Raw genomic sequence first — 24,825 nt, 5'->3', positions numbered from 1 at the left:
TCCTCGCCCTCTTCCTGCGGACCCCTCACCGAGGTGGCCTCCACGAGGGCACAGATGGCCACCTGCTTCAACACGGTGATCACCACGACGGCCCGGGTGGCCCTGTCCGGCGTGCGGTCGGGCCCGCGAGGGCACCGGAGCCGCGCCGGCTGCCCTCGCGGGCACCCGGAGCCGCGCCCCAGGTTCCCCCGTCGCCTCACCGGCGCCGGACCGCCCTCCGCAGTCGGCAGCTCAGCCGTGACCGACCGGGCGGGCGGGCGCCGCCGCCGCGGCCACCGCATCCGCCAGGGGCGCGATGTCGGCAGCGGACAACGACGAGACGGTCAGGCGGATCCCCTGCGGCGAGGCGATCCGGAACCGTGCCCCCGGAGCCACCGCCCAGCCCGAGTGGAGCATCCTCGCCACCGCTCCGGTCTCGTCGCTGACAGGCACCCACACGTTCATGCCGGTCCGCCCGCCCGCCGTGATCCCCCGCTCCCCCAGTGCCCGCGCGAGCGCGTCCCGGCGCTCCCCGTAGGAGCGGGCGACGGCCGGCGTGTCGACGGCCCCGGTCGCCCACAGGTGAGCCACGGCCCGCTGCAGGAGAGCGCTGACCCATCCGGGCCCCAGCCTCTGCCGGCCGGCCACCCGGTCCACGGTCAGCCCGTCCCCGGTGAGCACGGCGACCCGCAGATCGGGGCCGTACGCCTTGGAGACCGACCGCACGAAGGCCCAGCGCTCCGTGACCCCCGCGAGGGGGTGCACCGGCAGGTCGACGATGGCGTGGCCGTGGTCGTCCTCGATCAGGAGCACGTCGGGGTGAGCCGCGAGGACGGACCGCAGTTCAGCGGCCCTCCCGGCTCCCACGGCCGCGCCGGTCGGGTTCTGCGCCCGGTCTGTGACCACCAGCGCCCTCACTCCCGCCCGCAGGGCCCGCCCCACGTCCCCGGGCAGCGGACCGTCCTCGTCCAGCCCCACCGGCACGACCCGCATGCCGAGCGCCGGAACGAGATCGAGCAGGGCGCCCCACCCCGGATCCTCGACCGCCACACCATCGCCGGGTCTGAGGTGCGCGGTCAGCACACGCTCGATGGCGTCGAGGGACCCGGAAGCGGCCACCACCGGCCCCACGGGCACGCCGTCGGCGTCCAGACCTGCCCGCGCGAGCTCCGCGAACCGAGGGACCACCGCCGCGTCCCCGTAGAGACCGGGCCCCCGGCCGTACGCCTCCGCGGCCGCCGCCAGTGCCTCCCCGAGGTCCGGCAGCAGCGCGGGATCGGGATTGCCGTCGCCCAGGTCACGCACACCGGGAGGCGCCTCCACCCCGAGCGAACCACGCGCCGTGCTCGCGGGCCGGGACCGCACCCGGCTCCCCCGCCGCCCCGCCGTCTCGATCACCCCGCGCTCACGAAGGGTGCGATAGGCGGCGGCCACCGTGTTCGGATTGACGCCGAGCAGGGACGCCAACTCCCGCAAGGGCGGCAGTACATGCCCGGGTCCGAGCTCACCCGAGGCGACACCGCTCTCCACACTCGCGGCGATGTCGGATGCACGCCGCCCACTGATCCGATACTCTCCTAGCACAAAAAATATTATGCACTAGTGCAATGGAGTACGCAATGCCGGACACCGACACGCCCGAGAGCACCGGCCTTCCGGGGGCTTCCGCCTACGAGCCGACGGAGCGCACGGTCCCGAGCCGCGCCAGGCAGCGCGCCTCGTACGACCACGAAACGGTCCACTCGATACTCGACGCGGCCTACCTCTGCCATCTGGGCTTCGTCCGCGACGGCGCGCCCGTCGTCCTGCCGACCCTCTTCGGCCGGGTCGGGGAACGGCTGTACGTGCACGGCTCGACCGGATCGCGCCCTCTGCGCGCCACGGGTGCGGCGGATCCAGGCCTCGCCGTCTGCCTGACCGTGACGCATGTGGACGCTCTGGTTCTGGCACGTTCCGCCTTCCACCACTCGATGAACTACCGCTCCGTGGTGGTGCACGGCATCGCCCGGACCGTGACGGACCCGGAGGAGCGGCGTTCGGCGCTAGACGCCATCGTCGACCAGGTCGTGCCGGGCAGGTCGAAGGACTCGCGCCCGGCGGACGCGAAGGAGCTCGCCGCGACCGCGGTGATCCGCCTCGACCTCGACGAGGTCTCCGCCAAGATCCGTACCGGCGGCCCGAACGACGACCCGGAGGACCTCTCGCTGCCGCACTGGGCGGGCATCGTTCCGGTGACGCACGGATATGCGACGCCGGAGCCGTCCGGCGACCTGGACCCCGCGGTCCGGATGCCGGAGTACCTCACCGCGCTCTGACCTCTCGGCTGCTGTCCGCCGCCCGCCCCGCGATCCGGCGGGTCAGGCCGTTACGGCGGCCCGGCGGCGGGCGGCTGCCGCGCTGCGCTTTCCGGTGAGAGCCCGCCCGGCTCCACCACAGCGGTGAGCAGGAGCAGTGTGGCGGCGGTGAACCGCTCCCGCAGCACCGCCACCGCGATGACCTCGGCGCTCACCGGCTCGAGCGGTATCACCACCGGCACCGTCAGCCGGACGGGCCGCCGCCGCACCCACGGAACAGAGCGGAAGCGGTCGGCTCCGTCCCGGCCCGGTCACCGGGCCGGCAGCAGCCCCACGGACAGGCCGGCAACAGGACGGGGCACGCGGATCCCCGGAAGAAGGGGGGACGGCCGCTCGGCTCCGCTCGGGCCGCACCCGAGCCAGGCCTACGTCCGGGGAGGTGCCGCGCGCCGAACGGCAGGCAACAGGCAACAGAAGTACGGTCCACGGCATGACCGACGCCCTATGAGGAGGCCGGCGGCCGGGACACGTCCGTTCCGGCAGCGGCCGGTTCGTCTGCTCCTGTCGCCCCTGAGGCCGGCGCACCCGGGCCCGACGCCACCGGCCCTGACGGCGACTTGGGGGCGGACGACTGTGCGATGAAGGCGCCGATCAGCACCACGCCGCCGCCCACGAGCTGCGGTGCGGAGAGGTGCTCACCCAGCAGCACCCAGGCGAGCACGGTCGCGACGACCGCCTCGAGGCAGGCGACGACGCCCGCGACCTGCGGCGAGAGCAGCCGTACCGACACCACACCGGTCACGTAGGCCAGCACGGTCGCGAGCAGCACGATCCAGACGAGCAGCAGCCACGCGGGAACATCGCGCCCGTCCATGTCCGCGCTTCCGCCGAGCACCGTCCAGTCCATGGACCAGGGCCTTGCCACCACGGTGAGCACGGCCGCGCCGGCCAGCAGTCCGTACGCGATCACTCCTACGGGGTGCGGAGGACGGGCTTTTGCCGTGTCCCCGTGGCCGGCGCCCTGGTCCGACAGGACGAAGTAGCCCACCTGGCAGCACGCCGCGCCGAGGGCGAGCAGCAGCCCGACCGCGTCGAAGCTCAGACCGGCCCACACCTCGACGACACAGGCGAGTCCGCCGACCGCCAGCACCACACCGGCCGCGGCCGCGCGGGTGACGGGCCGCCGCTGCACGAATCGCACCCAGCCGAGGACGAGGGCGGGCGCCAGGTACTCGACGAGGAGGGCGACACCGACCGGGATCCGCGAGATCGAGGCGAAGTAGAAGGCCTGCACCCCGGCCACGGCGAACAGCCCGAAACCGGCCAGCAGAACGGGCCTCTCCCGCACCAGCCCCCGGTGGCGCCAGGCGACCGGCAGCATGACGAGGGCGGCGCCGGCCACCCGCAGCCACACCACGTGCAGCGGGTCGAGCCCCGCCTCGATCAGCGGCTTGGCCGCGACCCCTGAACCACCGAATGCGAAGGCCGAGGCAAGGGCCAGGCCCAGACCGGCACTTCTCCCCTGAGACGCGTACATCGGCACATCATGGCAGCAGCCGTCAGCAGCGTCACCCCTGTCACACCTGTCCTCCGGGTGTTCATGATCACCCCTGCCGGCCTCGCCCTGCCGTCCTGCCCGCCGCACGGGCACCGAGCCGCTCGATCGTCACTCCCGCCCGCTCCAGCACCTCGACCGCACGACATCGAGGATCCGCGGCCAGCGCTGCCAGCAGGTCGAGCCCGTCGGCATGGAGTTCTCCGCGCCGGAGCGCGCTCCGGCGGGCACGAGCCAGTGCCGCTGCCGCCGAAGGCGACCACCCCTCACCCGCACGCTCCCGTACGGCCGGGAACGCGCCCGAATCCTCCTGGGTCCCCTGCCAGCGCAGGCCGTACCCGATGCTGCGCTGCACGAGATATCCGAGCACCCTGGCCAGCCGGGGTCCGCCGTCGAAGGCCTCACGGACCTCGGGATCGGATTCGACGAGAGAATGCAGGAGATGAGCGGTGTCGACATGGCGGTCGCCGTCGCGCACCGCCCGCCTGCGCGCACCGTTCACCACGGTGGTCATCACTGCGCTCAGCCCGGCACCGGTCCACGGGTGGTTCGGTGGCGCTTGTTCGGGGATCCCCGACGTCCGGAATTGCACGTCTCCACCCCATCAGGCCCGGGAAGCGAAAACATCCCCGGCGCGGCCCATCCGCCATCCCGCGGAAGGCGGGGACCGGAGGGGGATTCCTCATCCTTGCGGATGAGATCGCACCGCTCCCGGCGGCACTGCGCGCACGAGGGGCAGGAGAAGGGCCCCGCGGCCGGGACCCTTCTCCGCTTTTGCGTACCGCACGGCTCAGTGCTCGTCGGCAAGGATCAGATACAGCTTCTTACGAGCGTCGTTGATGACGGTGAGGGCCTTCTGCCGCTGGTCGGCCGAGCCGGTCTTCCACACCTGGCCGAACGCCTCCATCAGACCGAAGCCGGCCTGCCGGATCTCGTTGACGCCCTCCCAGTCGACACCGCGTCCCGCTTCTTCCCAAGGGGCGTCGGGCCCGGACTCGGCCTCACCGCGGCCCAGGTCGGTGAGGGTGAACAGCTTCTTCCCGCCCTCGCTGGCACTGATGATCAACCCCTCGTCCTCCAGCAGCTGAAGCGTGGGGTACACCGAGCCGGGGCTGGGCTTCCAGGCCCCTCCGCTGCGCTCGCCGATCTCCTGGATCATCTCGTAACCGTGCATCGGGCGGTCCTTGAGCAACGCGAGGATCGACGCCCGCACGTCACCGCGCCTGGCCCTCCCCCGGCCGCCGCCCCGTCCTCGTCCGCCACCGAAGGGCCCGCCCCCGAAAGGCGGACCGAACGGGCCGAACGCGGCACGTCCGCCTTCGAAGTCTCCCCTGCCCACGCCTCGGCGCCCGGGGTCACACCCGTGGCCGTTCCCATGTGGACGCATGGCCGCACTCCTCTCTTCATCATCGTTTCGCGACTCTCCCTTGAAGTATCGCGATGTTTCAACGATATATCGATAACTGTCGTCCGGCAAGGCGTCCGTCGCCGGCCGGCTCTCCTGACGCGTACCGGGCCAGGGGGCCGGCCCCCTCCGAACGCGCGGCGGGCCGTGAGTCCGCTCCCTTGAGCTCGCCCGCATGACAGCGCCCTCCTGCCTCGCCGCGGTCCGGGAGTCGTACGACACCGTCGCCGCCACCTACGCGGACCTCGTCAGACCCCCGGCGGAGCTGGATCCGTTGTCACGCGCCATGCTCGCCACGTTCGCCGGACTCGTACGGACGGATGGCCTCGGACCGGTCGCGGACCTGGGGTGCGGGTCCGGCAAGGTCACCGCGCGCCTGGCGGGCCTGGAGGTCCCCGCTTTCGGCATCGGTCTGTCCCCGAAGATGATCGCGCCGACCCGGCAGGCCCATCCGGACCCGGCCTTCGCCGCGGGCTCGATGACCGCGCTGCCGCTCCGGGAGGACGAGCTCGGCGGCGGCGTCCTGGCCTGCTACTCGACCCCTCACACACCGCCCGAGGTGTTGCCCGACCTGTACGCCGAGCTCCGGCGCGTCCTCGCACCCGGCGGCCACCTGATGGTGGCCGGCCACGTGGGAGACGACGCACTCCTGTGACCGGCGCAGGCATACGGCCACCCGGTGTCCTATGCATCCCATCTGCCGCCGCCGGACCGGATCGTCGCCCTTCTGCGGCAGGCCGGACTCGTGGTCACCGCCCGGCTGCTGCAGGAACCCGCCGAAGACGCGAAGAGAACGGTCGCCACCTTTCCGGCCCGCAAACCCGCAGGGCCCTGAAGACCCACACGCTTTTCCTCCTCATCCCGCGTGTACGCGCGGGCATGCCGGGGCCGCACATCCGCGATTGGCCTTGGACCATGCGGAACAGCCCTGCCTACGGTCGGTTCCATGAAGATCCGCATCGTCGACGCGTTCACCGACCGCCCCTTCGCCGGCAACCCCGCCGGAGTCGTGCTCCTGGACTCCGGCGCCTTCCCCGAGGCGGACCGCCTCCAGCTCGTCGCCTCCGAGGTCAACCTCTCGGAGACCGCCTTCGCCCACCCGCTGCCGCCGGGCGGTGAGGCCGACTGGGCGCTGCGCTGGTTCACCCCGGTCACCGAGGTCGATCTCTGCGGGCACGCGACACTCGCCACCGCTCACGTCCTCCGCACCACCGGAACGGCGAGCGGCACGGTGCGCTACGCCACTCGCTCCGGCATTCTGCGCACCACCGCACACGACGACGGCACCCTGACCCTCGACTTCCCGACAGCACCGCTGACGCCGGTTCCCGCCCCACCCGGCCTGGCGGACGCGCTCGGAGCTTCGCCCCTCTCGCTCCACGACACGGGGGAGCACATCGGTGACCTCCTGGTGGAGCTGGCCGGCGAAGCGGCCGTCCGCGCTCTGCGCCCCGACTTCCACGCGCTCGCCGTCTGCTCCCGGCGGGGTGTCATCGCCACGGCGCCGGCCGAGGACCCCACACGCGGGTACGACTTCGTCTCCCGCGGCTTCTTTCCCGCGGTCGGTATCGACGAGGACCCGGTGACGGGCAGCGCCCACACCGCCCTGGCGCCCTTCTGGTCGGCCAGGTTCGGCCGCGACGATCTCGTCGGCCTCCAGACCTCCGCCCGCTCGGGCCTGGTCCGTACGGCGTTGCGCGGCGAACGCACGCTGCTGACCGGCAGCGCCGTCACGGTGATCGACGGGGAACTGCTCGCCGGACTCTGAACACGGCCGGGCGGGCCGCCCGCGCTCACGCGGTGGGCAGCCAGCCCACCTTTCCCGCGAGCAGCGCGTATCCGACGAACGCCCCGATGTCGAGCAGGGCGTGCGCGACGACCAGCGGCCCGACCCGTCCCCAGCGCCTGTACAGCAGGACGAAGACGATGCCCATGACCAGGTTCCCGATGAACCCGCCGATCCCCTGGTACAGGTGGTAGGAGCCGCGCAGCACGGAGCTCGCCGTCAGAGCGGCCATCGGCGTCCATCCCAACTGCCCCAGCCTTCGCAGCAGATAACCGACGACGATGACCTCCTCCACGAGGGAGTTCTGCACCGCGGAGAGGATCAGTACGGGAAACTTCCACCACACGTCCGGCAGTGACTCCGGAACCACCGTCAGGTTGAAACCCGCGGCCCGCACCGCCAGGTAGAAGGCGAGACCCGCACTGCCGATCCCCGCCGCGATCAGGGTTCCCCGGCCCAGATCCGGCCAGGGCCTGGTGCGGTCGAGACCGAGAGTCCGCAGGCCCGCCCTTTCGCGGAGGAGCAGATGAGCCACCAGCGCGACCGGCACCAGAGCGGTGGCCACGCCGAACAGCTGCCAGGCCAGGTCGAGCCACGGCCGTCCGGGCGCGTAGGAGCCGTTCAGCGTCGCCGCCTGGTCCTTGAGGCCTCCGGGTTTCGTCAGCGACCCGACGAAGCTGATCAGGGCGGACACCCCACTGGCTCCGAGCGAGAGAGCCAGCACGAGCAGCGTCTCCGACCGGAGGACCCGCCGTGACACCCCCTCGTGAGGAACGGATTCAGCCACGCGCCCCGCCTCCACCTGTACGCCTCCCGTCAGCCATACCTCGCCATAGCTTGCCCGACGGGGCCGCGGCGGCGGGACACCGGGCGGCTTCCCCGTCAGGGGGCGGGAAAGCCGACGGGCCAGGTGTGCACCGGCTCACCGGCCTGCATCAGTTCGCCGTAACGCCGGGTGGTGGCTGCCAGCGCACCCTCCCGCGCCAGGCCCGCCTCCAGCGCGCGGTGATACGTGTCGACCTGCCATGAGGCGCCGTTCACACGGAGCCTGCAGCGCTCCTCGATGATGCCGAGGTAGTGGTCGCGGTCCGAGGGCTCGATGTTCCAGGCGTCCAGCCCGGCGGCCGCGAGGGGCAGCAGTTCGTCCTTCACGAGCTTGACCGCGGACACCTTCGCCACACCGCCGGAGCGGCCGGGCCGCGGCCAGAGCAGCTCGGCCTCGATCCCATGACGGCAGGCGGTGTCGAAGTTCTCGGCCGCCGCTTCGAAGGGCAGCTTGCTCCACACCGGCCGGGATTCGTCGGCGAGGGCGCGCACCAGCCCGTAGTAGAAGGCCGCGTTGGCGATCACGTCGACGACCGAAGGGCCCGCCGGCAGGACCCGGTTCTCCACCCTCAGATGGGGTACGCCGCCCGCCACCTCGTACACCGGCCGGTTCCACCGGTAGACCGTGCCGTTGTGCAGGACGAGTTCGGCCAGCGCCGGTACGCCGCCCTCGTCGAGGACCCGCAGCGGATCCTCCTCGTCACAGATAGGCAGCAGGGGCGGGTAGTAGCGCACGTTCTCCTCGAAGAGCTCGTACGCCGAGTCGATCCAGCGCTCCCCGAACCAGGTCCTGGGCCGCACGCCCTGATTCCGGAGTTCGGGCGGCCGCACGTCCGTGGCCTGCTGGAACAGCGGGGGCCTCGACTCGCGCCACAGCTCCTTGCCGAAGAGGAAGGGAGAGTTGGCTCCGAGGGCGATCTGCACGGACGCGACGGCCTGAGCCGCGTTCCAGACGTCCGCGAAGCGGTCCGGTGTCACCTGCAGGTGCAGCTGGACCGATGTGCAGGCCGATTCGGGGGCGATCGAGGCAGAGGTCGAGACCAGCCGTTCGACACCCTCGATATCGAGGGTGAATTCTTCGCCTCGCGCGGCTGCCATTTGATCGTTGAGGAGCGTGTAACGGTCGACGTCCGAGAGGTTCGCCGAAACCACGTCGTCCCGTCCGAGCGTGGGAAGGATACCGATCATCACGATCCCGGCGTCGACCTCCGCGGCCTTCCTGTGGGCGTACGCGAGACCCGTACGCAGTTCCTCGGCCAGCTGATCGAATACCCGCCCGCTCAGCCGATGGGGAAGAATATTCACTTCCAGGTTGAACATCCCCAGTTCCGTCTGGAAATCCCGGCTGGCGATGCGCTGGAGGACCTCCGCATTCCGCATCCTCGGCATGCCGTCCGAACCTGCGAGATTCAGCTCGATCTCCAGCCCCATGAGATTTCTGGGCCGATCGAACCTCCGCTCCGACAGGAGCCGCTCCAGTACGGTCAGGCACTGGGTGAGCTTCTCGCGGTACGCCTGCCGATCGGACGGGGCAAAGCCACCCGCCACGATCTTCTCACCCATCGAAGGGTCCCTCCTCGCGTGGCGGCCCACGGCACAGGCCGCTCGTATCACGATCGATAATGCCCCGTCGAGATGATCCGTAACGCCCCCACGGCCCACGGACACCCAGTAGTCTGGTGACTGAAGCCGGAGGCACATTCCGAAGGCATGAGGCATATGCAGTGTGCGCGATCGTTCGGACGGCGGAAACATCGATGAGTTTCAGCCTACCGCCGCGTAGTAAAAATACCTGGCGGAAGGGCCCGGAAGCAGTACGGACCCACAGAAACGACGCAATTCAAAGGCTCGAACCCTCCTTGCGGACAATACGCGGATCGGCTAGCCGAAACACCATGTGAACATTTGTCGTATAAACTCTGCGCACGAGGCAGAGAGTTGACGCATCGGCACGTCCGCCCGTCACCGGCCTTCCTCTGGCCCCGCATGCCGACAGCGCCGTCTGCACCCGCCCACGCATCACCGTGTCTCCGAAGTGAGAGGCGACCCACTATGCCGCTGCATGTTTCCCCGGCCCCAGCGCCCGCACTGCGCAGCGTTCTCGCGGCACTCGGTTCTCCCACCACAGTCCGCGAAGCCCATACGCCCGCCCTCCGGTCCGTCCAGGGATCGCTGAGCCCCGAACTCCCGCTTCCCGTCCATGTACTGGACCGCATCGTGCCGAACGAGGCAGCACCGCGCACCCGCCTCGCCGGCTGGCGCTTCCTGATCCGCAGCGGTGAGCACTCCGTCGCCGCCGCTGACACCATGCTCACCGCCGACGGCTGGACCTTCTCGCACTTCTTCGAAGGGCCCTACATCGTCTCCACCGAACTCGCCGTACGCCAGGCGGAGGCGACGACCGCGCACTACCAGCCGCGTCTGCTCTCGGTGCCCGAGCTGTACATGTTCACGCTGTGGCTGCATCACGACACCGAGGCCGACGCCGGCGGAGGCGCGCTCGCACCGACCGATGTACTGGTGCCCCTGGCGCCCGCACCTCCGGGCATCACGGCCCACCGGCCGCACCGGGTCGCGGACCTGCTCCCGGTCATGACACTGCGTGTCGCCCCGGTCCCGCTTCCGGACCTTGCCGAACCCTCCGGTCTCCTCGGGTCGCCCGCCTGATCCTCCTCACTCACGCGCCCCTGCCGGGCTGATCGGCGGGGGCGCGCCCCCGCCCGTCCGGACTAGTCCGGTCAGGCCACCCCGAACCATCCGAACGGGCAGCACAGTTGCTCCGAACCGCCCGGCCGGGTGAAGCGTCAGGGGAGGAAAACAGCAGCTGTCGCGAAATCCCTGCGGAGAGACGTCCGGAGAGCAACACTGGGACCGGACCGACTTGATACGGGGGGCGGCCGTGAACACATCATCCAGCCGCAGGACACACGACTCGACGCAGCGAAAGAACCCAGCCATGTGCCAGCACCAGCCACCTTGCCCGACCGCCGACTCCAACGACCGGGAAGCCGCACGTCTGAGGGCACACCACCCGGAACAGGGCTGGAGCCTGCTGTGCAACGGCGTCCTGCTCTTCGAGGACACCGGTGAGCTGCTCCCGGACGGGCAGATCATCGCTCCGCACCGCTCGCTGAAGAGCGATCAGGTGATGAAGGCCGCCTGACCGCGGCGGAAAGAAGACGGGGGCCGGCCGGAGAAGTCTCCGCACCGGCCCCGATCGGTGCCCCCGTGCTTACTGGTCGTACTCGTCCAGCGGCGGGCAGGAACAGACCAGGTTGCGGTCGCCGAACGCGCCGTCGATCCGGCGCACCGGCGGCCAGTACTTGTCCGAAGGCGCGACACCGGCCGGGAAGACCGCCTCTTCACGGGTGTAGGCGTGGGTCCACTCCCCCTTGAGTGCCGCGGCCGTGTGGGGGGCGTTGCACAGCGGGTTGTCGTCCGCACCCCACTCCCCGGAGGCGACCTTGTCGATCTCGCCACGGATGGCGATCATCGTGTCGCAGAACCGGTCGAGCTCGGCGAGGTTCTCGCTCTCGGTCGGCTCGATCATCAGCGTCCCGGCCACCGGGAACGACATGGTCGGCGAGTGGAAGCCGTAGTCGATCAGCCGCTTGGCGATGTCGTCGATGCTGACGCCGGTCGCCTTGGAGATCGGTCGCAGGTCCACGATGCACTCGTGCGCGACCAGACCGGCCGGACCGTTGTACAGAAGCGGGAAGTGCGGCTCGAGGCGCTTGGCGATGTAGTTGGCCGCGAGTACGGCGACCTGCGTCGCACGCTTCAGCCCCTCGCCCCCCATGAGGCGTACGTACGCCCAGGAGATCGGCAGGATGCCCGCCGAGCCCCACGGAGCGGCCGAGATGGGGCCGACACCGGTCTCCGGACCCGCCGCGGGCTGGAGGGGGTGGTTGGGGAGGTAGGGCGCCAGGTGGGCGCGCACCCCGACCGGTCCGACACCCGGGCCACCGCCGCCGTGCGGGATGCAGAAGGTCTTGTGCAGGTTCAAGTGGGAGACGTCGCCCCCGAAATGGCCCGGCTTCGCGAGACCGACCAGTGCGTTGAGGTTGGCGCCGTCCACGTACACCTGGCCGCCGGCGTCGTGCACCTCGCCGCAGATGTCGGCGACGTGCTCCTCGAAGACACCGTGCGTGGAGGGGTAGGTGATCATGAGGACGGCGAGCTCGTCACGGTGCTTGGCGATCTTGGCCCGGAGGTCCTCCATGTCGACCTCGCCGTCGTCCGCCGTCTTCACCACGACGACCTTCATGCCGGCCATCACGGCGCTCGCGGCGTTGGTGCCGTGCGCGGAGGACGGAATCAGGCAGACGGTGCGTCCGTGCTCGCCGTTGGCGCGGTGGTACGCGCGCACGGCCAGCAGCCCGGCGAACTCACCCTGCGAGCCGGCGTTGGGCTGGATGGAGACGGCGTCGTAACCGGTGACTTCGGCAAGACGCTCCTCCAGCTCACGGATGAGGGTGAGGAAGCCCTGCGCCTGCTCGGCCGGCGCGAAGGGGTGCAGCGCACCGAATTCGGGCCAGGTGATCGACTCCATCTCGGCGGTCGCGTTGAGCTTCATGGTGCAGGAGCCGAGCGGGATCATGCCGCGGTCCAGCGCGTAGTCGCGGTCGGCGAGCTTGCGGAGGTAGCGCAGCATCGCCGTCTCGGAGCGGTGCTGGTGGAAGACCGGATGGGTGAGGACGGCGTCGGAGCGCAGCAGCCCCTCAGGCAGCGCGTCGGCCGCTTCCGCGTCCAGCACCTCGATGTCGCCACCGGCCCCGAAGGCCGCCCAGACGGCGGCGATCCGGGCGCGGGTCGTGGTCTCGTCACACGCGACGGAGACGTGGTCGGCGTCGACGAGACGCAGGTTCACCCCGCGCTCACGCGCATCGGCGACCACGTCGGCCGCCGCACCCGGCACGCGGACCGTGAGGGTGTCGAAGTACGCGTCGTGCACGACCTCGCTGCCCGCCGCCCGCAGTCCCTCGGCCAGGATCGTGGCGTACCGGTGGGTGCGCCGGGCGATCGTGCGCAGCCCCTCGGGGCCGTGGTAGACGGCGTACATGCCGGCCATGACGGCGAGCAGCACCTGGGCGGTACAGATGTTGCTGGTGGCCTTCTCGCGGCGGATGTGCTGCTCACGGGTCTGCAGGGCCAGGCGGTAGGCCTTGTTGCCGTCCGCGTCGACGGAGACACCGACGAGGCGGCCGGGCAGGCTGCGGGCGAACTTCTCGCGTACGGCCATGAAGCCGGCGTGCGGCCCGCCGAAACCCATCGGGACGCCGAAGCGCTGCGTGGTGCCCACGGCGATGTCCGCGCCCAGCTCGCCGGGCGAGGTGAGCAGCGTCAGGGCCAGCAGGTCGGCGGCGACGGACACGATCGCGCCCAGATCGTGCGCCTGCGCGATGACGGGCCTGAGGTCGCGGACGGCACCGGAGGCCCCGGGGTACTGGAGCAGCACACCGAAGACACCGCGCTCGGCGACCTCCGCCGGGATGCCCTCGGCGAGATCGGCGACGACGACCTCGACACCGGTCGGCTCGGCGCGGGTCTCGATCACCGCGATGGTCTGCGGCAGCGTGTCGGCGTCGACCAGGAAGACACCGTCCTTCACCTTGCCGACCCGTCGCGCCAGCGCCATGGCTTCGGCCGCAGCCGTTCCCTCGTCGAGGAGCGAGGCACCCGAGGTCGGCAGCCCGGTGAGGTCGGCGACCATCGTCTGGAAGTTCAGGAGGGCCTCGAGCCGGCCCTGGGAGATCTCCGGCTGGTACGGCGTGTAGGCCGTGTACCAGGCGGGGTTCTCCAGGACGTTGCGCAGGATCACCGGCGGGGTGAACGTGCCGTAGTAGCCGAGCCCGATCATCGGTGCGAGCACCTGGTTGCGGTCGGCGAGGCTGCGCAGCTCGGCCAGGACCTCGGCCTCGGTACGGGCGCCGGGGAGGTTCAGCGCCTCGGCACTCCTGATCACGTCGGGCACCGCGGCGGCGGTGAGCTCGTCCAGGGAGCCGTACCCGACATGGGCGAGCATCTTCGCCTGCTCCTCGGCATCGGGCCCGATGTGACGCTGCTCGAACAGAATGCCCTGCTCCAGCTGGGAGAGCGGAGTGCGACGGGGGGTCATGGTGGAGGCCTCCTGGTCTGTCACGACCTGCGAGGGGCGCCACGGCGTGGCTGCCCGAACGGCCTCCCCATCTGTCATATCGACCTGAGAGCTTCACCGGCACGCCCTGCGGCACACCGGTTTTCACCGTCGGTGAGGGCGGTGCCCGCGGCGGCACGTGCCGTACGGACTCGCCCTGCTTTCCAGAGTGACCTCGTCCGTGCGGTACGGGGGCCTGAGAGATTCCGGGGAGGAGTTGCTCCTTCGGCGCCTCCGGATCTCTCCGGAGGACTCTCCCGCACAGGGTCAGCAGCCATGTCCCAGCCTACCAGCGGGGCCGACACGAGCCGTCTCGAGTGGCCGACCACCTGGATCTGGCCTTTCGTAGTGCCTGTGGAGCAGCCGCGACCACCTGATGCAGTCGTGACCAGTGGGAGGCACCGTGCAGACCGACATCGATCCGCGCAGCCTGATCGGCCGCAAGGCCTTCGACCGCCGAGGCGCCAAGATCGGGACGGTGGACGAGGTCTACCTCGACGACGCCACCGGGGTACCCGAGTGGGCCGCCGTACGCACCGGTCTCTTCAGCAGGGACGCATTCGTCCCGCTGGAACCGAGCGAATTCGTCGACGGCTCGCTCGTGATCCCCTTCGACCGGGCCCTGATCAAGGACGCGCCCGACTTCGGAGTGGGCCGCCACCTGTCTCCCGAGCAGGAACTGCAGCTCTACCGCCATTACGGGCTGGACGCCGCTCCCTCCACCGGGCCGGTCCCTGACAGGGACTTCGGCAGGCTCGCCGGCCACGAGGAGTAGTCCACCGCGTCCCGCACCAGGGGAAGCGGACCGGCCGGCCGCAGCTCAGGGTCGTCGACACGGAAGGTGCGCACCCGTCCCGGAGGCGTCCACGGTTCCTCGAAGCGAACGGTGACACGTCCGACGCCACTGCCCTGCACCCAGCCGTGACCGTGGACGTCGTGCCGTACGTCGTGTCCGGCCGGCCAGCGCCGCGATGCCGGCTGCTCCTCGCTCTCCCGGAGACGCGCGCCCCCGGCCTCCTCCGCCGTGCCGTCCCGCTCCTCCGGGACCGCGTCGACGGCGGCGGAGTCCCCGGCAGCCTGCTCGGCGTCGGCGGCCTGCGCGAAGAGGTCTTCCTGTGTGAAGTCCGCCAGCCCTGTGACACCGACTCCGAGCAGCCGCACGCCACCGGTCGTGTCCACGGCTTCCAGAAGTCGCGCTGCGGCCTCCCTGACCACTGTGGGGTCGTCGGTGGGGCCACGGAGGGTCTCGGACCTGGTGAGCGTCGAGAAGTCGTAGCGGCGCACCTTGAGGACGACGGTGCGTCCGGACCGCCCCGCCCCCCGAAGCCGCTGCACACACCGGATCGCGAGCCGCTCGACCTCCCCCCTGACACGCACACGGTCATGGAGGTCCACGTCGAAGGTGTCCTCGACGGACACGGACTTGGCATCCCTCTCGGCGACGACGGGACGGTCGTCGTAGCCCTGTGCCATGCGGTGGAGAGCGACGCCGTGCGCCCTGCCCAGCAGCCGCACGAGCTCCGCCTCTCCCGCCTCCGCCAGTTGGCTGACGACGGTCATGCCCGCGCGCCGGAGATGATCACCGGTGGCGGGCCCCACACCCGGGAGGGTGCGCACGGGCATGGGGGCCAGGAGCTCGCGCTCGGTACCGGGCTCGATCAGCAGCAGTCCATCCGGTTTCGCCTCCTCCGAGGCGATCTTGGCCAGCATCTTGGAACCTGCGAGACCGACGGAACCGCTGAGTCCGGTGACCGCACGGATCGCGGCGCGCAGCTGCTCACCGATCCGCCGCGCGGACGCCGAGTCCTCGGCGACCCCGCCGGCCTCCAGATCGACGAAGGCCTCGTCCAGACTGAGCGGTTCCACGAGCGGTGACAGCCTCCCCAGCAACTCCATCACCTGGTCGCTCACCGTCCGGTACAGCGCGAAACGCGGGACCAGATAGGCCGCGTGGGGAGCCAGCCGTCTCGCCTGTGCCATCGGCATCGCCGAGTGCACGCCGAGACGCCGCGCCTCGTAGGACGCTGTGGCGACCACGCCGCGCGTCCCCAGGCCACCCACCACCACTGGCTTGCCTCGCAGACTGGGCTTCGCCGCCTGCTCCGCAGAGGCGTAGAAGGCATCCATGTCCAGATGCAGGATGGTGGGGGCGGCTCTCACACGGACCGATGCTGCCCTACGCCACTGACAACCGCCCCGCCCGCCCCTCGCGCCGGGCCGGCCGGCGCCGGTGACTCAGCCCGCGCGATTGCGCCGTCTCGCCAGTTCGTCGGCGGGATTGTGACCGATCAGGGTCTCCCCGGTGTCGACACGCTCCCCGTGGAGCTGGGACAGCGCCGCGTCGACATCCTTCCAGACGACTCCGACGGCGATCCCGAAGATGCCCTGGCCGCCCTGGAGCAGATTCACGACCTCATCGGGGGACGAGCACTCGTAGACCGTCGCACCGTCACTCATCAGCGTCATCCTCTCGAGATCCGCGAATCCACGGGCTCTGAGGTGCTGAACGGTGGTGCGGATGTTCTGCAGAGCGACACCCGTGTCGAGGAACCGTTTGACGATCTTGAGGAGAACTACGTCCCGGAAGCTGTAGAGCCGCTGGGTCCCCGACCCGTACGCCGGCCTTACGCTCGGTTCGACGAGTCCCGTACGCGCCCAGTAGTCGAGCTGCCGATAGGTGATCCCGGCCGCCGCACATGCCGTCGGCCCCCGGTAGCCGATGTCCCCTGCCACTGCTGCACCGTCCGCTGCCACCACGGCCGGCTGAACCGGCTGTCTGATGGAGTGGTCGGCCGCACTGCCGTGCTGCCGGTACGGCCCACCCGCAGCCGTACCGTCGCCGCTGCTTCTCACGCCGACCTCCGTCCTTGACCTGCCACCTCGAAGGTAGGCAGTCACCAGGGGTGCGTCAACGATCGCCACACTCGGCACGCCGAGTGATAACCACCCTGAGGGTGGTTTCCCGTGACTGAATTCAGGGAACGGCTTGCCGGATGCGCTGACGCTGCCCCACAGGGCGGTCACTGACTGTTGGTGCCGAAGTCCTCCGGCGAGATCTGGTCGAGGAACTCGCGGAATTTCTCCACCTCGTCCTCCTGCTCGTCGGGAATGGCGATGCCTGCGTCATCCAGCACCCCGTCACTTCCGTAGATCGGTGTGCCGGTGCGCAGGGCGAGCGCTATGGCGTCGGACGGCCGCGCGCTCACCTCGACCCCACTGGCAAAGACCAGCTCCGCGTAGAAGACCCCTTCTCGGAGGTCCGTGATACGGACCTCGCTGAGCTCCTGGCCCACGGCCTCGAGCACGTCCTTGAAGAGATCATGGGTCAGCGGCCTGGCCGGAGCCATGCCCTGCTGGGCGAAAGCGATCGCTGTCGCTTCCCCAGGGCCGATCCAAATAGGGAGGTACCGGTCGCCTCCCACTTCACGCAGGAGCACGATCGGTTGGTTGGAGGGCATTTCCACCCGGACACCCACAACGTCGAGCTCGTTCACACAGCAACCCTAGGACGTGCCCGCCGTGTTTGGATAGTCGGGCTCCTCCGCCCTCAGTGGAAACTGACCTTCAGAGCGGTCTGCACGAGCGCGGCATGGAGGCGCACGGAGAGCTCCGCCAGTTCCTTCGCGGTAGCCTCCGCATGTGCCCTGGTCTGCGGATTCCGATGCCGGCGCAGAGGTGCGACGATTTGCTCGACCAGCCCCGCCTCACGCTCCGCGGCCGCCTTGACGGCCCTCAGGTGCCGCGGTTCCAGGCCAAATCTGCCCAGGTCCGCCACCAGCCGCGCCACAGTCACCGCCTCGGCGTCGTAGCTTCCGCCGACGGCCGGCACGATCAGGCCGTACGACTCCCACTCGTCGAGTTGCTCCTCGGTGGCCTCGGCCGCGGCGAGAAGTTCGGAGCGTCCGATACGGGCGGCGGTGGTCTGCCCCCGGGCCTGGTCCCACGGGACGTCCACGGACTCGCCCTGCCCGCCGCCGGACGGCAGGGCGGCCTGCTCTCCGCGGGCCAGGGCTTCCAGATGCTCACGGATGACCTTGAGCGGCAGGTAGTGGTCCCGCTGCATGCGCAGCACCTGAGCCAGCCGCTCCACGTCGGCAGGGCTGAATTTCCGGTAACCCGACGGCGTCCGCTGGGGCTCGATGAGCCCTTCCGCCTCCAGGAATCGGATCTTGGAGATGGTGACTTCGGGAAACTCGTCGCGCAGCTGCAGAAGCACCGTGCCGATGCTCATCGCCCGCCCGCCCGCGGCGGCGGTGCCGTGACCGGCACCGCCTGTCGGTGTTCGCAGCATGAACCTTCCTGGGGAGTCCCCCGGACGGGGTCCGGGGAGGGTCACACGCCCCGCTGGCTCGCGTAGAAGACCAGCCGGTACTTTCCGATCTGGACTTCGTCGCCATTGGTCAGCGCGACGGAATCGATGCGCTCGCGGTTGACGTACGTGCCGTTGAGGCTTCCGACGTCGCCCACGGTGAAACTACCGTCCGGGCTCCTGTGGAACTCCACATGACGCCGCGACACGGTCACGTCGTCGAGGAAGATGTCGCTCTGCGGGTGACGGCCGGCCGTCGTCAGGTCGCCGTCCAGCAGGAAGCGGCTGCCTGAGTTCGGGCCGCGCCGGACCACCAGCAGCGCGGAACCCGCCGGCAGGGCGTCGACCGCGGCCTGGGCCTCCGGGGAGAGCGAGGGAAGGGCCGTCTGCCCTGTCGCCTCGGCCTCGTACGCCTCGATACCCGAGATCGAGATCGTCGAGGTGGTCTCCGAGGCCCGCTCGGGCACCCCGCCCTTCAGCGGCGTGCCGCAGTTGGAGCAGAAACGGCCGGCCTCGGCGTTGTGATGCCCGCACCTCGGACAAACACCTATGCGCCCGGAACCTCCGGGGCCGGCGGACGCCGCGCCGGACCCACCGGCGGCACCCTGGACCTCGTCGCGGAAGAGCGGGCGCTCCGAGCCCTGCTCCTCGGCGCCCTGACCCTGACGCGGAGCGCGGTGGCGGGCAGCGCTGCTGTCCTCGCGGGCGCTCTTTCCGAACAACTTCGCAAACAACTTCACGGGCGTTTCCCCTTGACCGAAATAGACCCGCCCGTGGGGCAGGACGAACCCTGAATGAACACACCTGCCGACCCGGACATCTTCACAACGTCCGTAGTCACCCGACAGTTTCCACCACGCGTCACCAATCCGTTGCGCCGACCCCCCGCAACCTGGTGTGCGTGTCTTGTGAGTACCGCGCACCTCCGCCTCACTACGACGACGACCGAGCGTGATCAGGCCGCTTCGCGGGTCGCAAGGCGTCCACGACGATGTCGTCGGCGCGCGCGACCTCCGCCGTTGCCTGCTCCTTCTCGAGCGTCTGCACCACACCACCTGGGATGTTCAGAGCCGGCTCCAGATCCTGCGGCTTGCCGATGACCTCGAACTCGTAGGGAGCCTCGATCTCACGGCCGTCGACTCTCAACTCTCCCCCGTCACCGGAGAAGTATGTATTGGCCACCACCCGCACACCGTTGATCTCCATCGCCTCCGCACCCGCCGCACGGAGCTCCTGGATGGTGTCGAGGAGCATGTCGGCCTCCACCGCGCCGGTCGGGTCACTGATGGTCAGCGTGATGCCGGGGCCGTGCGCCGCGACGGTGCCCGCCAGGATACCGAGCTGCCGCTCCTTTTCGAGCGTCTGCTTGCGGGCCTCCTCCGCCTGGTCGGAGCTGTTCTCCAGTTCCGTGCGCTGGTCGTCCAGGCGCTGTTTCTCGTCCTCGAGGCGCTGGGTCCGGTTGTCGAGCTCGTCGAGGATACGGACCAGGTCCTCCTGGCGGGCACCGCGCAGAGCGCTGTTGTCACTGTTCGACCTGACCTGGATTGCCAGCCCCAGACCGAGGACGAACAGCAGGAGTGCCACGATCAGTTGGGCCCTGCTCACCCTGGGCGGCCAGAGACCCGCCCGGAGCCGCTGACGGCCGGAGACCTCCTCCGGCCCGGCCTGCGGAGGCGGAGGAGGAGGGGAAGACGGTGCGGGCGCCTCGGCCGGGAGCGCCCCGGCGGGGCGCCTGCCGGCAGGGTTCTGGCCGCTGTGCCGGTTCTGTTCGTCGCTCATCGGCCTCAGGCCCGGAAGACGTGCCGGCGGATGGCCGCGGCGTTGGAGAAGATCCGGATGCCGAGCACGACCACCACGCCGGTGGAGAGCTGGGCCCCGACGCCCAGTTTGTCGCCGAGGAAGACGATCAGAGCGGCCACCACGACGTTCGACAGGAACGACACCACGAAGACCTTGTCCACGAAGATCCCGTCGAGCATGGCACGCAGACCGCCGAAGACGGCGTCGAGTGCGGCCACCACGGCAATCGGCAGATAGGGCTCGACCACCGCCGGTACTTCGGGCCGGACCAACAGTCCGACCACGACTCCCACGACGAGGCCCAGTACGGCGATCACGATGTGCCCTTCCCTGTGTCTGCCGCACCACTGCCCGTGTCTGCGGCCTGAGGCTCTGCTGTACGTACGATCAGGCTGGGCGCGGCCGGAAGACGCACCTTCTCCTGCTCGGAGATGCTGGTGCGGATGTCGAAGCTCTCGTGCAGCGCCTGAAGGTACTGGCCGTCCGCGCTGTCCTGGAAGGCCGTGGCGAGCTTCTTCCCGTCCCCCGCCGCCAGAACCGTGTACGGCGGCACCAGCGGCCTGTTGTCGACCAGTATGGCGTCACCCGCCGCACGAATCGCGGAGAGGGCCGTCAGCCGCTGCCCGTTGATGGCGATCGCCTCGGCGCCGGACTGCCACAGGCCGTTGACCACGCGTTGCATGTCCCGGTCACGTACGCGCCCGGTATCGGCGAAGCCGGCGGACTCACGGGGACCACCGCCGCCCTGGTCGGTGTCCTCTGCGTCGTCCACGACCAGTTTGATCCCGGGGCCTTCGACAGCGGTGGCACCGGACAGCAGTGCCACAAGGCCACCCTGGTCCCCACCGTGCTCCTGAAGCGCCTTGCGCTGCCGCTCGCTGACGTCCTTGCGCAGTTCCTCGACGTCCGCCTCGAGTGTGTCCGCCTTGGAGGTCTCGGCGTTCACCCGGTCGATGAGTTCCTCACGCTCCTTGGCCACGACAGGCGCCGCGACCTGGGCCTCGGCGGCACCGAGCGTCACCACGAGAGCGGCCAGTACCAGACCTGCGGCGAGCCCCAGTTTCGCCTTCAGCGTGCGGGGCGTCCCGTCGCTGCCGTCGGCCCGGCGACGGGCCGAAGCCTCGGCGTACCCCTCGTCGAGGCTGTGTTCCATCACGGTGGTCAGCAGCGACATGGACGCGTCAGGGCGAGAACGCGGCGGTGCGCTACTCCGATCGGGGGGCGGCTGCGACATGACGCACATCGTCGCACGTCATGCCTGCTGCCGCCGAATGGCCCCACCGTCGGCCCGGATGCCGTGCACATCGGCTACCGGGCCAACGGCCGCAGGTTCAGTCGCCCGCGCTGTCCACGACCGCCGCCCATTCGTCGAGCAGTGCCTGCGCCGAGGCGTCGTCAGGGCCTTCTGCCCACAGGTGGGTGACCGCCTCCGAAGGATCGGGCAGCACCATCACCCAACGCCCGTCGGTCTCCACGACCCGCACGCCGTCGGTGGTGTCCACACTCCGGTTACCCGCGGCCTCCACCACCCGGCGCATGACGAGCCCCTTGACCGCCCACGGAGTGGCGAGGTCACGGCGCAGCACGTGGGCACGCGGGATACGGGCATCGATCTGGCTGAGGGTGAGCTGCGTCCTGGCCACCAGGCCGATGAGCCTGACGAAGGCCGCCGCACCGTCGAAGACGCTGCTGAACTCGGGCACGATGAAGCCGCCCCGGCCGTCACCGCCGAAGATCGTGGTGTCCTCACGGCCCACTCGGGTCAGATCATCAGGTGACGTGGTCGTCCACTCCACCTGCGTGCCGTGGTAGGCCGCTACCTGTTCGGCGACGCGGGTGGTCGTCACCGGGAGGGCTACCCGCCCGCTCCTCCGCTCGGCAGCCACGAGATCGAGCATGACCAGCAGTGCCCGGTCGTCCTCGATGATCCGGCCCCGCTCGTCCACGAGGGACAGCCGTTCTCCGACGGGGTCGAACCGCACGCCGAAGGCGGCCCGTGCGGACGACACGATTTCGCCGAGGCGCACCAGTCCCGCACGCCGGGACTCGGCGGACTCGGTCGGCCGGGACTCGTCGAGCCCCGGGTTGATGGTCAGCGCATCCACACCGAGGCGTCCGAGGAGGCTGGGCAGAACGAGACCGGCGCTGCCGTTGGAAGCGTCCACGACCACCTTGAGGCCTGCATCGGCGATACCCGCCGTGTCGACGTTGCGGAGCAGGGAGCCCGTGTAGGAGTCGAAGACGCTCGACGGGAAGTGCAGGTCCCCGATCTCTCCGGGGAAGGCCCTGCGGTATTCCTGACGGGCGTAGACCCGGTCCAGTTTCCTCTGGCGCGCCTGGGAGAGATCGGCTCCCCGTTCGTCGAAGAACATGATGTCGACCGAATCCGGCACGCCGGGGGTCGTACGGATCATGATGCCCCCGGCACTTCCCCGCGCGGTCTGCTGCCGGGCCACCGGGAGCGGCACGTTCTCCAGGTCGCGGACGTCGATGGCGCTGGCCTGGAGCGCCGAGATGACCGCTCTCTTCAGCGCACGGGCACCACGGGAGTGGTCCCGGGCGGTGGTCACCGACGCGCCCTTCTTCAGGGTGGTCGCATACGCACCGGCGAGCCGGACGGCGAGTTCCGGAGTGATCTCGACGTTCAGGATGCCGGAGACGCCGCGGGCTCCGAAGAGATGCGCCTGCCCGCGCGACTCCCAGATCACCGAGGTGTTGACGAAGGCGCCGGCTTCGATGGTTTTGAAGGGGTAGACCCGGACATTGCCCTGAATGATCGATTCTTCGCCGACCAGGCATTCGTCACCGATGACGGCACCGTCCTCGATGCGGGTAGCCCGCATGATGTCGGTGTTCTTGCCGATCACACAGCCGCGCAGATTGCTGTGCTGTCCGATGTAGACGTTGTCGTGCACGACCGCCCGGTGCAGGAACGCACCTGATTTCACGACGACGTTCGAGCCCACCACGGTATGTTCGCGGATCTCGGCGCCTGCCTCGATCTTCGCGTAGTCACCGATGTACAGCGGCCCCCGCAACACCGCGTCGGGGTGGACCTCTGCGCCTTCTGCGACCCAGACCCCCGGGGAGATCTCGAAGCCGTCGAGCTCCACGTCGACCTTGCGCTCGAGCACGTCGGCCTGGGCCTTGACGTAGCTCTCGTGCGTGCCCACGTCCTCCCAGTAGCCCTCCGCGACATAGCCGCAGATCAGTTTGCCGTCCTTCATCAGCTGCGGGAACACGTCGCCGGACCAGTCAACGGAGGTGTCGGCCTGGACGTAGTCGAAGACCTCGGGCTCCATGACGTAGATGCCCGTGTTCACCGTGTCGGAGAAGACCTGGCCCCAGGTCGGCTTCTCCAGGAAACGCTCGACTTTCCCGTCTTCGTCCACGATCGTGATCCCGAACTCCAGCGGATTCGGGACCCGGGTCAGACACACCGTGACGAGTGCGCCCTTCTCCTTGTGGAATGCGATGAGGTCCGTGAGATCGAAGTCCGTGAGGGCGTCGCCGGAAATGACCAGGAAGGTGTCGTCCTTCAAAGCCTCTTCGGCGTTCTTCACACTCCCTGCGGTGCCGAGCGGCTTCTCCTCATTGGCATAGCTGAGCTCCATCCCGAGTTCTTCGCCGTCGCCGAAGTAATTCTTGACGAGGGAGGCGAGGAACTGGACGGTGACCACGGTCTCATTGAGCCCATGCTTTTTCAGCAGACGCAGCACATGCTCCATGATGGGCCGATTGGCCACGGGCAGGAGCGGCTTGGGCATGCTTGAGGTCATGGGACGAAGGCGGGTGCCTTCACCGCCTGCCATCACGACGGCCTTCATGTCGGTAATGTCCTCCTCGAAGAGACGACGGTCCGGCCGACTTCGCCCGTCGGGGCTACACCACCACTGTCCGGTGCGGGCCGGCCACTCTGCACGGCACCACGTCAACGAGCTAATCGGCTACTTGATCCGCCTTGACCAGACGGCGGACCTGGACCACGTACAGGATTCCTGCCCACCAATAGAGGGTTGTACCCCATCCAGCGAACGCCCATCCGAAAATGGTGCCCAGCGAAGCCAGCCAACCACTTCCGTCGCTGAGCAGCAACAAGGGGAAGGCGTACATCAGGTTGAAGGTTGCAGCTTTGCCCAGGAAGTTCACCTGCGGCGGCGGGTAGCCGTGCTTGCGAAGGATTCCCACCATGACGAGCAGCATCAGCTCACGAGCCAGGAGCGCGGCTGTCAGCCACAACGGCAGAATCTCGCGCCAGGTGAGTCCGACGAGAGTCGACAGAATGTAGAGGCGGTCGGCGGCGGGGTCCAGGAGCCGGCCGAGACTGCTGATCTGATTCCAGCGGCGGGCGAGCTTGCCGTCGAGGTAGTCACTGACTCCGCTCAGCATCAGGATCAGCAGGGCCCAGCCATCGCTGTTGGGCCCGCCGAACACCGGGCGAAGAATCAGCCACAGGAAGAGCGGTACGCCGACGAGGCGAGCCATGCTGAGGATGTTGGGGATGGTGAGTACTCGGTCCGTCTGAACTCGAGTCTCCTGGACCTCCACCCGGGGGCCTCCTGTGAAGAACGTGCCAATGATGCCCCTGACCCTACCCTCAGCCTCGGAGCGCCGACGCACAGGGGTGGTTCCCGGGTCGCTGAACGCAGAAAAGCCCCGTGCCACAAGGGCACGGGGCTTTCCCGGAATAATTGTTCGGCGGCGTCCTACTCTCCCACAGGGTCCCCCCTGCAGTA

General features: G+C 69.6%; 23 protein-coding genes, 1 pseudogene and 1 riboswitch. Of the genes and pseudogenes, 6 read left to right on the top strand and 18 right to left on the bottom strand.

Annotated features, from left to right (window positions below; genetic code table 11):
* Positions 1 to 231: 231 nt before the first annotated feature.
* A complete protein-coding gene (locus ACF1FZ_RS25195) occupies positions 232 to 1,563 on the bottom strand; it encodes an aminotransferase class I/II-fold pyridoxal phosphate-dependent enzyme (protein WP_391775668.1) in 1,332 nt (443 codons plus the stop codon).
* A 35-nt stretch (positions 1,564 to 1,598) separates the two neighbouring features.
* Here ACF1FZ_RS25195 and ACF1FZ_RS25190 point away from each other — a divergent pair, with 35 nt between their 5' ends.
* The gene (locus tag ACF1FZ_RS25190) at positions 1,599 to 2,294 is read left to right on the top strand and encodes a pyridoxamine 5'-phosphate oxidase family protein (RefSeq protein ID WP_391775667.1); all 696 of its coding nucleotides are present in this window, start codon (positions 1,599 to 1,601) and stop codon (positions 2,292 to 2,294) included.
* Positions 2,295 to 2,344: 50 nt separating this feature from the next.
* On the opposite strand, the gene ACF1FZ_RS25185 is transcribed toward ACF1FZ_RS25190, so the two are convergent.
* The 4 genes from ACF1FZ_RS25185 to ACF1FZ_RS25170 form a co-directional block, all read right to left on the bottom strand.
* On the bottom strand, positions 2,345 to 2,506 hold the full coding sequence (locus ACF1FZ_RS25185) for a hypothetical protein (RefSeq protein WP_391775666.1): 162 nt from the start codon (positions 2,504 to 2,506) through the stop codon (positions 2,345 to 2,347).
* 269 nt (positions 2,507 to 2,775) lie between these two features.
* Complete coding sequence (locus tag ACF1FZ_RS25180; protein ID WP_391775665.1) at positions 2,776 to 3,810, bottom strand: DMT family transporter; 1,035 nt, start codon at positions 3,808 to 3,810, stop codon at positions 2,776 to 2,778.
* A gap of 67 nt (positions 3,811 to 3,877) precedes the next feature.
* Positions 3,878 to 4,420, bottom strand: coding sequence for a Clp protease N-terminal domain-containing protein (locus tag ACF1FZ_RS25175; RefSeq protein ID WP_391775664.1), 543 nt, complete (start codon positions 4,418 to 4,420; stop codon positions 3,878 to 3,880).
* Between the two features lie 198 nt (positions 4,421 to 4,618).
* Positions 4,619 to 5,215, bottom strand: coding sequence for a PadR family transcriptional regulator (locus ACF1FZ_RS25170; protein WP_391775663.1), 597 nt, complete (start codon positions 5,213 to 5,215; stop codon positions 4,619 to 4,621).
* A 193-nt stretch (positions 5,216 to 5,408) separates the two neighbouring features.
* Here ACF1FZ_RS25170 and ACF1FZ_RS25165 point away from each other — a divergent pair.
* Together ACF1FZ_RS25165 and ACF1FZ_RS25160 are read left to right on the top strand one after the other, a co-directional pair.
* Positions 5,409 to 6,068, top strand: a pseudogene (locus ACF1FZ_RS25165) (class I SAM-dependent methyltransferase).
* A gap of 111 nt (positions 6,069 to 6,179) precedes the next feature.
* Positions 6,180 to 7,001, top strand: a complete 822-nt coding sequence (locus tag ACF1FZ_RS25160) for a PhzF family phenazine biosynthesis protein (RefSeq protein ID WP_391775662.1) — start codon at positions 6,180 to 6,182, stop codon at positions 6,999 to 7,001.
* Positions 7,002 to 7,026: 25 nt separating this feature from the next.
* On the opposite strand, the gene ACF1FZ_RS25155 is transcribed toward ACF1FZ_RS25160, so the two are convergent.
* Positions 7,027 to 7,806, bottom strand: a complete 780-nt coding sequence (locus ACF1FZ_RS25155; protein WP_391775661.1) for a CPBP family intramembrane glutamic endopeptidase — start codon at positions 7,804 to 7,806, stop codon at positions 7,027 to 7,029.
* Between the two features lie 95 nt (positions 7,807 to 7,901).
* Positions 7,902 to 9,407 carry a glutamate-cysteine ligase family protein gene (locus ACF1FZ_RS25150; RefSeq protein WP_391775660.1) on the bottom strand — a complete coding sequence of 502 codons (1,506 nt, stop codon included), beginning with the start codon at positions 9,405 to 9,407 and terminating at the stop codon, positions 7,902 to 7,904.
* A 489-nt stretch (positions 9,408 to 9,896) separates the two neighbouring features.
* On the opposite strand from ACF1FZ_RS25150, the gene ACF1FZ_RS25145 reads away from it, so the two are divergent.
* Complete coding sequence (locus ACF1FZ_RS25145; protein ID WP_391775659.1) at positions 9,897 to 10,511, top strand: hypothetical protein; 615 nt, start codon at positions 9,897 to 9,899, stop codon at positions 10,509 to 10,511.
* Between the two features lie 289 nt (positions 10,512 to 10,800).
* A complete protein-coding gene (locus ACF1FZ_RS25140; protein ID WP_391775658.1) occupies positions 10,801 to 11,007 on the top strand; it encodes a DUF5999 family protein in 207 nt (68 codons plus the stop codon).
* Positions 11,008 to 11,076: 69 nt separating this feature from the next.
* On the opposite strand, the gene gcvP is transcribed toward ACF1FZ_RS25140, so the two are convergent.
* Positions 11,077 to 13,962, bottom strand: a complete 2,886-nt coding sequence (gcvP, locus tag ACF1FZ_RS25135) for an aminomethyl-transferring glycine dehydrogenase (RefSeq protein ID WP_391775657.1) — start codon at positions 13,960 to 13,962, stop codon at positions 11,077 to 11,079.
* Positions 13,963 to 14,154: 192 nt separating this feature from the next.
* A riboswitch (glycine riboswitch) is annotated at positions 14,155 to 14,250 on the bottom strand.
* A 133-nt stretch (positions 14,251 to 14,383) separates the two neighbouring features.
* Between gcvP and ACF1FZ_RS25130 the strand changes: the two genes are divergently transcribed.
* Positions 14,384 to 14,755, top strand: coding sequence for a PRC-barrel domain-containing protein (locus ACF1FZ_RS25130; RefSeq protein ID WP_391775656.1), 372 nt, complete (start codon positions 14,384 to 14,386; stop codon positions 14,753 to 14,755).
* Here ACF1FZ_RS25130 and ACF1FZ_RS25125 read toward each other — a convergent pair.
* The 10 genes from ACF1FZ_RS25125 to ACF1FZ_RS25080 form a co-directional block, all read right to left on the bottom strand.
* Positions 14,677 to 16,140 carry a DNA polymerase IV gene (locus ACF1FZ_RS25125; RefSeq protein ID WP_391775655.1) on the bottom strand — a complete coding sequence of 488 codons (1,464 nt, stop codon included), beginning with the start codon at positions 16,138 to 16,140 and terminating at the stop codon, positions 14,677 to 14,679. The genes ACF1FZ_RS25130 and ACF1FZ_RS25125 overlap by 79 nt on opposite strands.
* A gap of 75 nt (positions 16,141 to 16,215) precedes the next feature.
* Positions 16,216 to 16,833 (bottom strand): MerR family transcriptional regulator, encoded by a 618-nt coding sequence (locus ACF1FZ_RS25120; protein WP_391775654.1) that lies wholly within the window; start codon positions 16,831 to 16,833, stop codon positions 16,216 to 16,218.
* 167 nt (positions 16,834 to 17,000) lie between these two features.
* Complete coding sequence (locus ACF1FZ_RS25115; protein WP_030794342.1) at positions 17,001 to 17,474, bottom strand: bifunctional nuclease family protein; 474 nt, start codon at positions 17,472 to 17,474, stop codon at positions 17,001 to 17,003.
* 53 nt (positions 17,475 to 17,527) lie between these two features.
* Positions 17,528 to 18,271, bottom strand: a complete 744-nt coding sequence (locus tag ACF1FZ_RS25110; RefSeq protein ID WP_391775653.1) for a MerR family transcriptional regulator — start codon at positions 18,269 to 18,271, stop codon at positions 17,528 to 17,530.
* Positions 18,272 to 18,312: 41 nt separating this feature from the next.
* Complete coding sequence (locus ACF1FZ_RS25105; protein ID WP_391775652.1) at positions 18,313 to 19,029, bottom strand: FHA domain-containing protein; 717 nt, start codon at positions 19,027 to 19,029, stop codon at positions 18,313 to 18,315.
* 193 nt (positions 19,030 to 19,222) lie between these two features.
* Positions 19,223 to 20,068 carry a DUF881 domain-containing protein gene (locus ACF1FZ_RS25100; RefSeq protein ID WP_391775651.1) on the bottom strand — a complete coding sequence of 282 codons (846 nt, stop codon included), beginning with the start codon at positions 20,066 to 20,068 and terminating at the stop codon, positions 19,223 to 19,225.
* Positions 20,069 to 20,073: 5 nt separating this feature from the next.
* Positions 20,074 to 20,406 (bottom strand): small basic family protein, encoded by a 333-nt coding sequence (locus tag ACF1FZ_RS25095; RefSeq protein WP_003970459.1) that lies wholly within the window; start codon positions 20,404 to 20,406, stop codon positions 20,074 to 20,076.
* Positions 20,403 to 21,263, bottom strand: a complete 861-nt coding sequence (locus ACF1FZ_RS25090) for a DUF881 domain-containing protein (RefSeq protein ID WP_391775650.1) — start codon at positions 21,261 to 21,263, stop codon at positions 20,403 to 20,405. The genes ACF1FZ_RS25095 and ACF1FZ_RS25090 overlap by 4 nt, the downstream gene beginning before the upstream one ends.
* A 157-nt stretch (positions 21,264 to 21,420) precedes the next feature.
* Positions 21,421 to 23,916, bottom strand: a complete 2,496-nt coding sequence (locus ACF1FZ_RS25085; RefSeq protein WP_391775649.1) for a sugar phosphate nucleotidyltransferase — start codon at positions 23,914 to 23,916, stop codon at positions 21,421 to 21,423.
* Between the two features lie 112 nt (positions 23,917 to 24,028).
* A complete protein-coding gene (locus tag ACF1FZ_RS25080; protein ID WP_391775648.1) occupies positions 24,029 to 24,637 on the bottom strand; it encodes a CDP-alcohol phosphatidyltransferase family protein in 609 nt (202 codons plus the stop codon).
* Positions 24,638 to 24,825: the final 188 nt, after the last annotated feature.

The sequence above is a fragment of the Streptomyces sp. NPDC014623 genome (assembly GCF_043088245.1).
GTDB lineage: Bacteria > Actinomycetota > Actinomycetes > Streptomycetales > Streptomycetaceae > Streptomyces.
This window is presented reverse-complemented; position numbering and strand designations above follow the sequence as displayed.

What these genes read in the sequence shown, in the direction of transcription:
- ACF1FZ_RS25190 (WP_391775667.1), top strand. Translation starts at nt 1,599, where the DNA reads ATGCCGGACACCGACACGCCCGAGAGCACCGGCCTTCCGGGGGCTTCC.
- ACF1FZ_RS25180 (WP_391775665.1), bottom strand. Translation starts at nt 3,810, where the DNA reads ATGTACGCGTCTCAGGGGAGAAGTGCCGGTCTGGGCCTGGCCCTTGCC.
- ACF1FZ_RS25170 (WP_391775663.1), bottom strand. Translation starts at nt 5,215, where the DNA reads ATGCGTCCACATGGGAACGGCCACGGGTGTGACCCCGGGCGCCGAGGC.
- ACF1FZ_RS25160 (WP_391775662.1), top strand. Translation starts at nt 6,180, where the DNA reads ATGAAGATCCGCATCGTCGACGCGTTCACCGACCGCCCCTTCGCCGGC.
- ACF1FZ_RS25150 (WP_391775660.1), bottom strand. Translation starts at nt 9,407, where the DNA reads ATGGGTGAGAAGATCGTGGCGGGTGGCTTTGCCCCGTCCGATCGGCAG.
- ACF1FZ_RS25145 (WP_391775659.1), top strand. Translation starts at nt 9,897, where the DNA reads ATGCCGCTGCATGTTTCCCCGGCCCCAGCGCCCGCACTGCGCAGCGTT.
- ACF1FZ_RS25140 (WP_391775658.1), top strand. Translation starts at nt 10,801, where the DNA reads ATGTGCCAGCACCAGCCACCTTGCCCGACCGCCGACTCCAACGACCGG.
- gcvP (WP_391775657.1), bottom strand. Translation starts at nt 13,962, where the DNA reads ATGACCCCCCGTCGCACTCCGCTCTCCCAGCTGGAGCAGGGCATTCTG.
- ACF1FZ_RS25110 (WP_391775653.1), bottom strand. Translation starts at nt 18,271, where the DNA reads ATGCTGCGAACACCGACAGGCGGTGCCGGTCACGGCACCGCCGCCGCG.
- ACF1FZ_RS25100 (WP_391775651.1), bottom strand. Translation starts at nt 20,068, where the DNA reads ATGAGCGACGAACAGAACCGGCACAGCGGCCAGAACCCTGCCGGCAGG.
- ACF1FZ_RS25090 (WP_391775650.1), bottom strand. Translation starts at nt 21,263, where the DNA reads ATGTCGCTGCTGACCACCGTGATGGAACACAGCCTCGACGAGGGGTAC.
- ACF1FZ_RS25085 (WP_391775649.1), bottom strand. Translation starts at nt 23,916, where the DNA reads ATGAAGGCCGTCGTGATGGCAGGCGGTGAAGGCACCCGCCTTCGTCCC.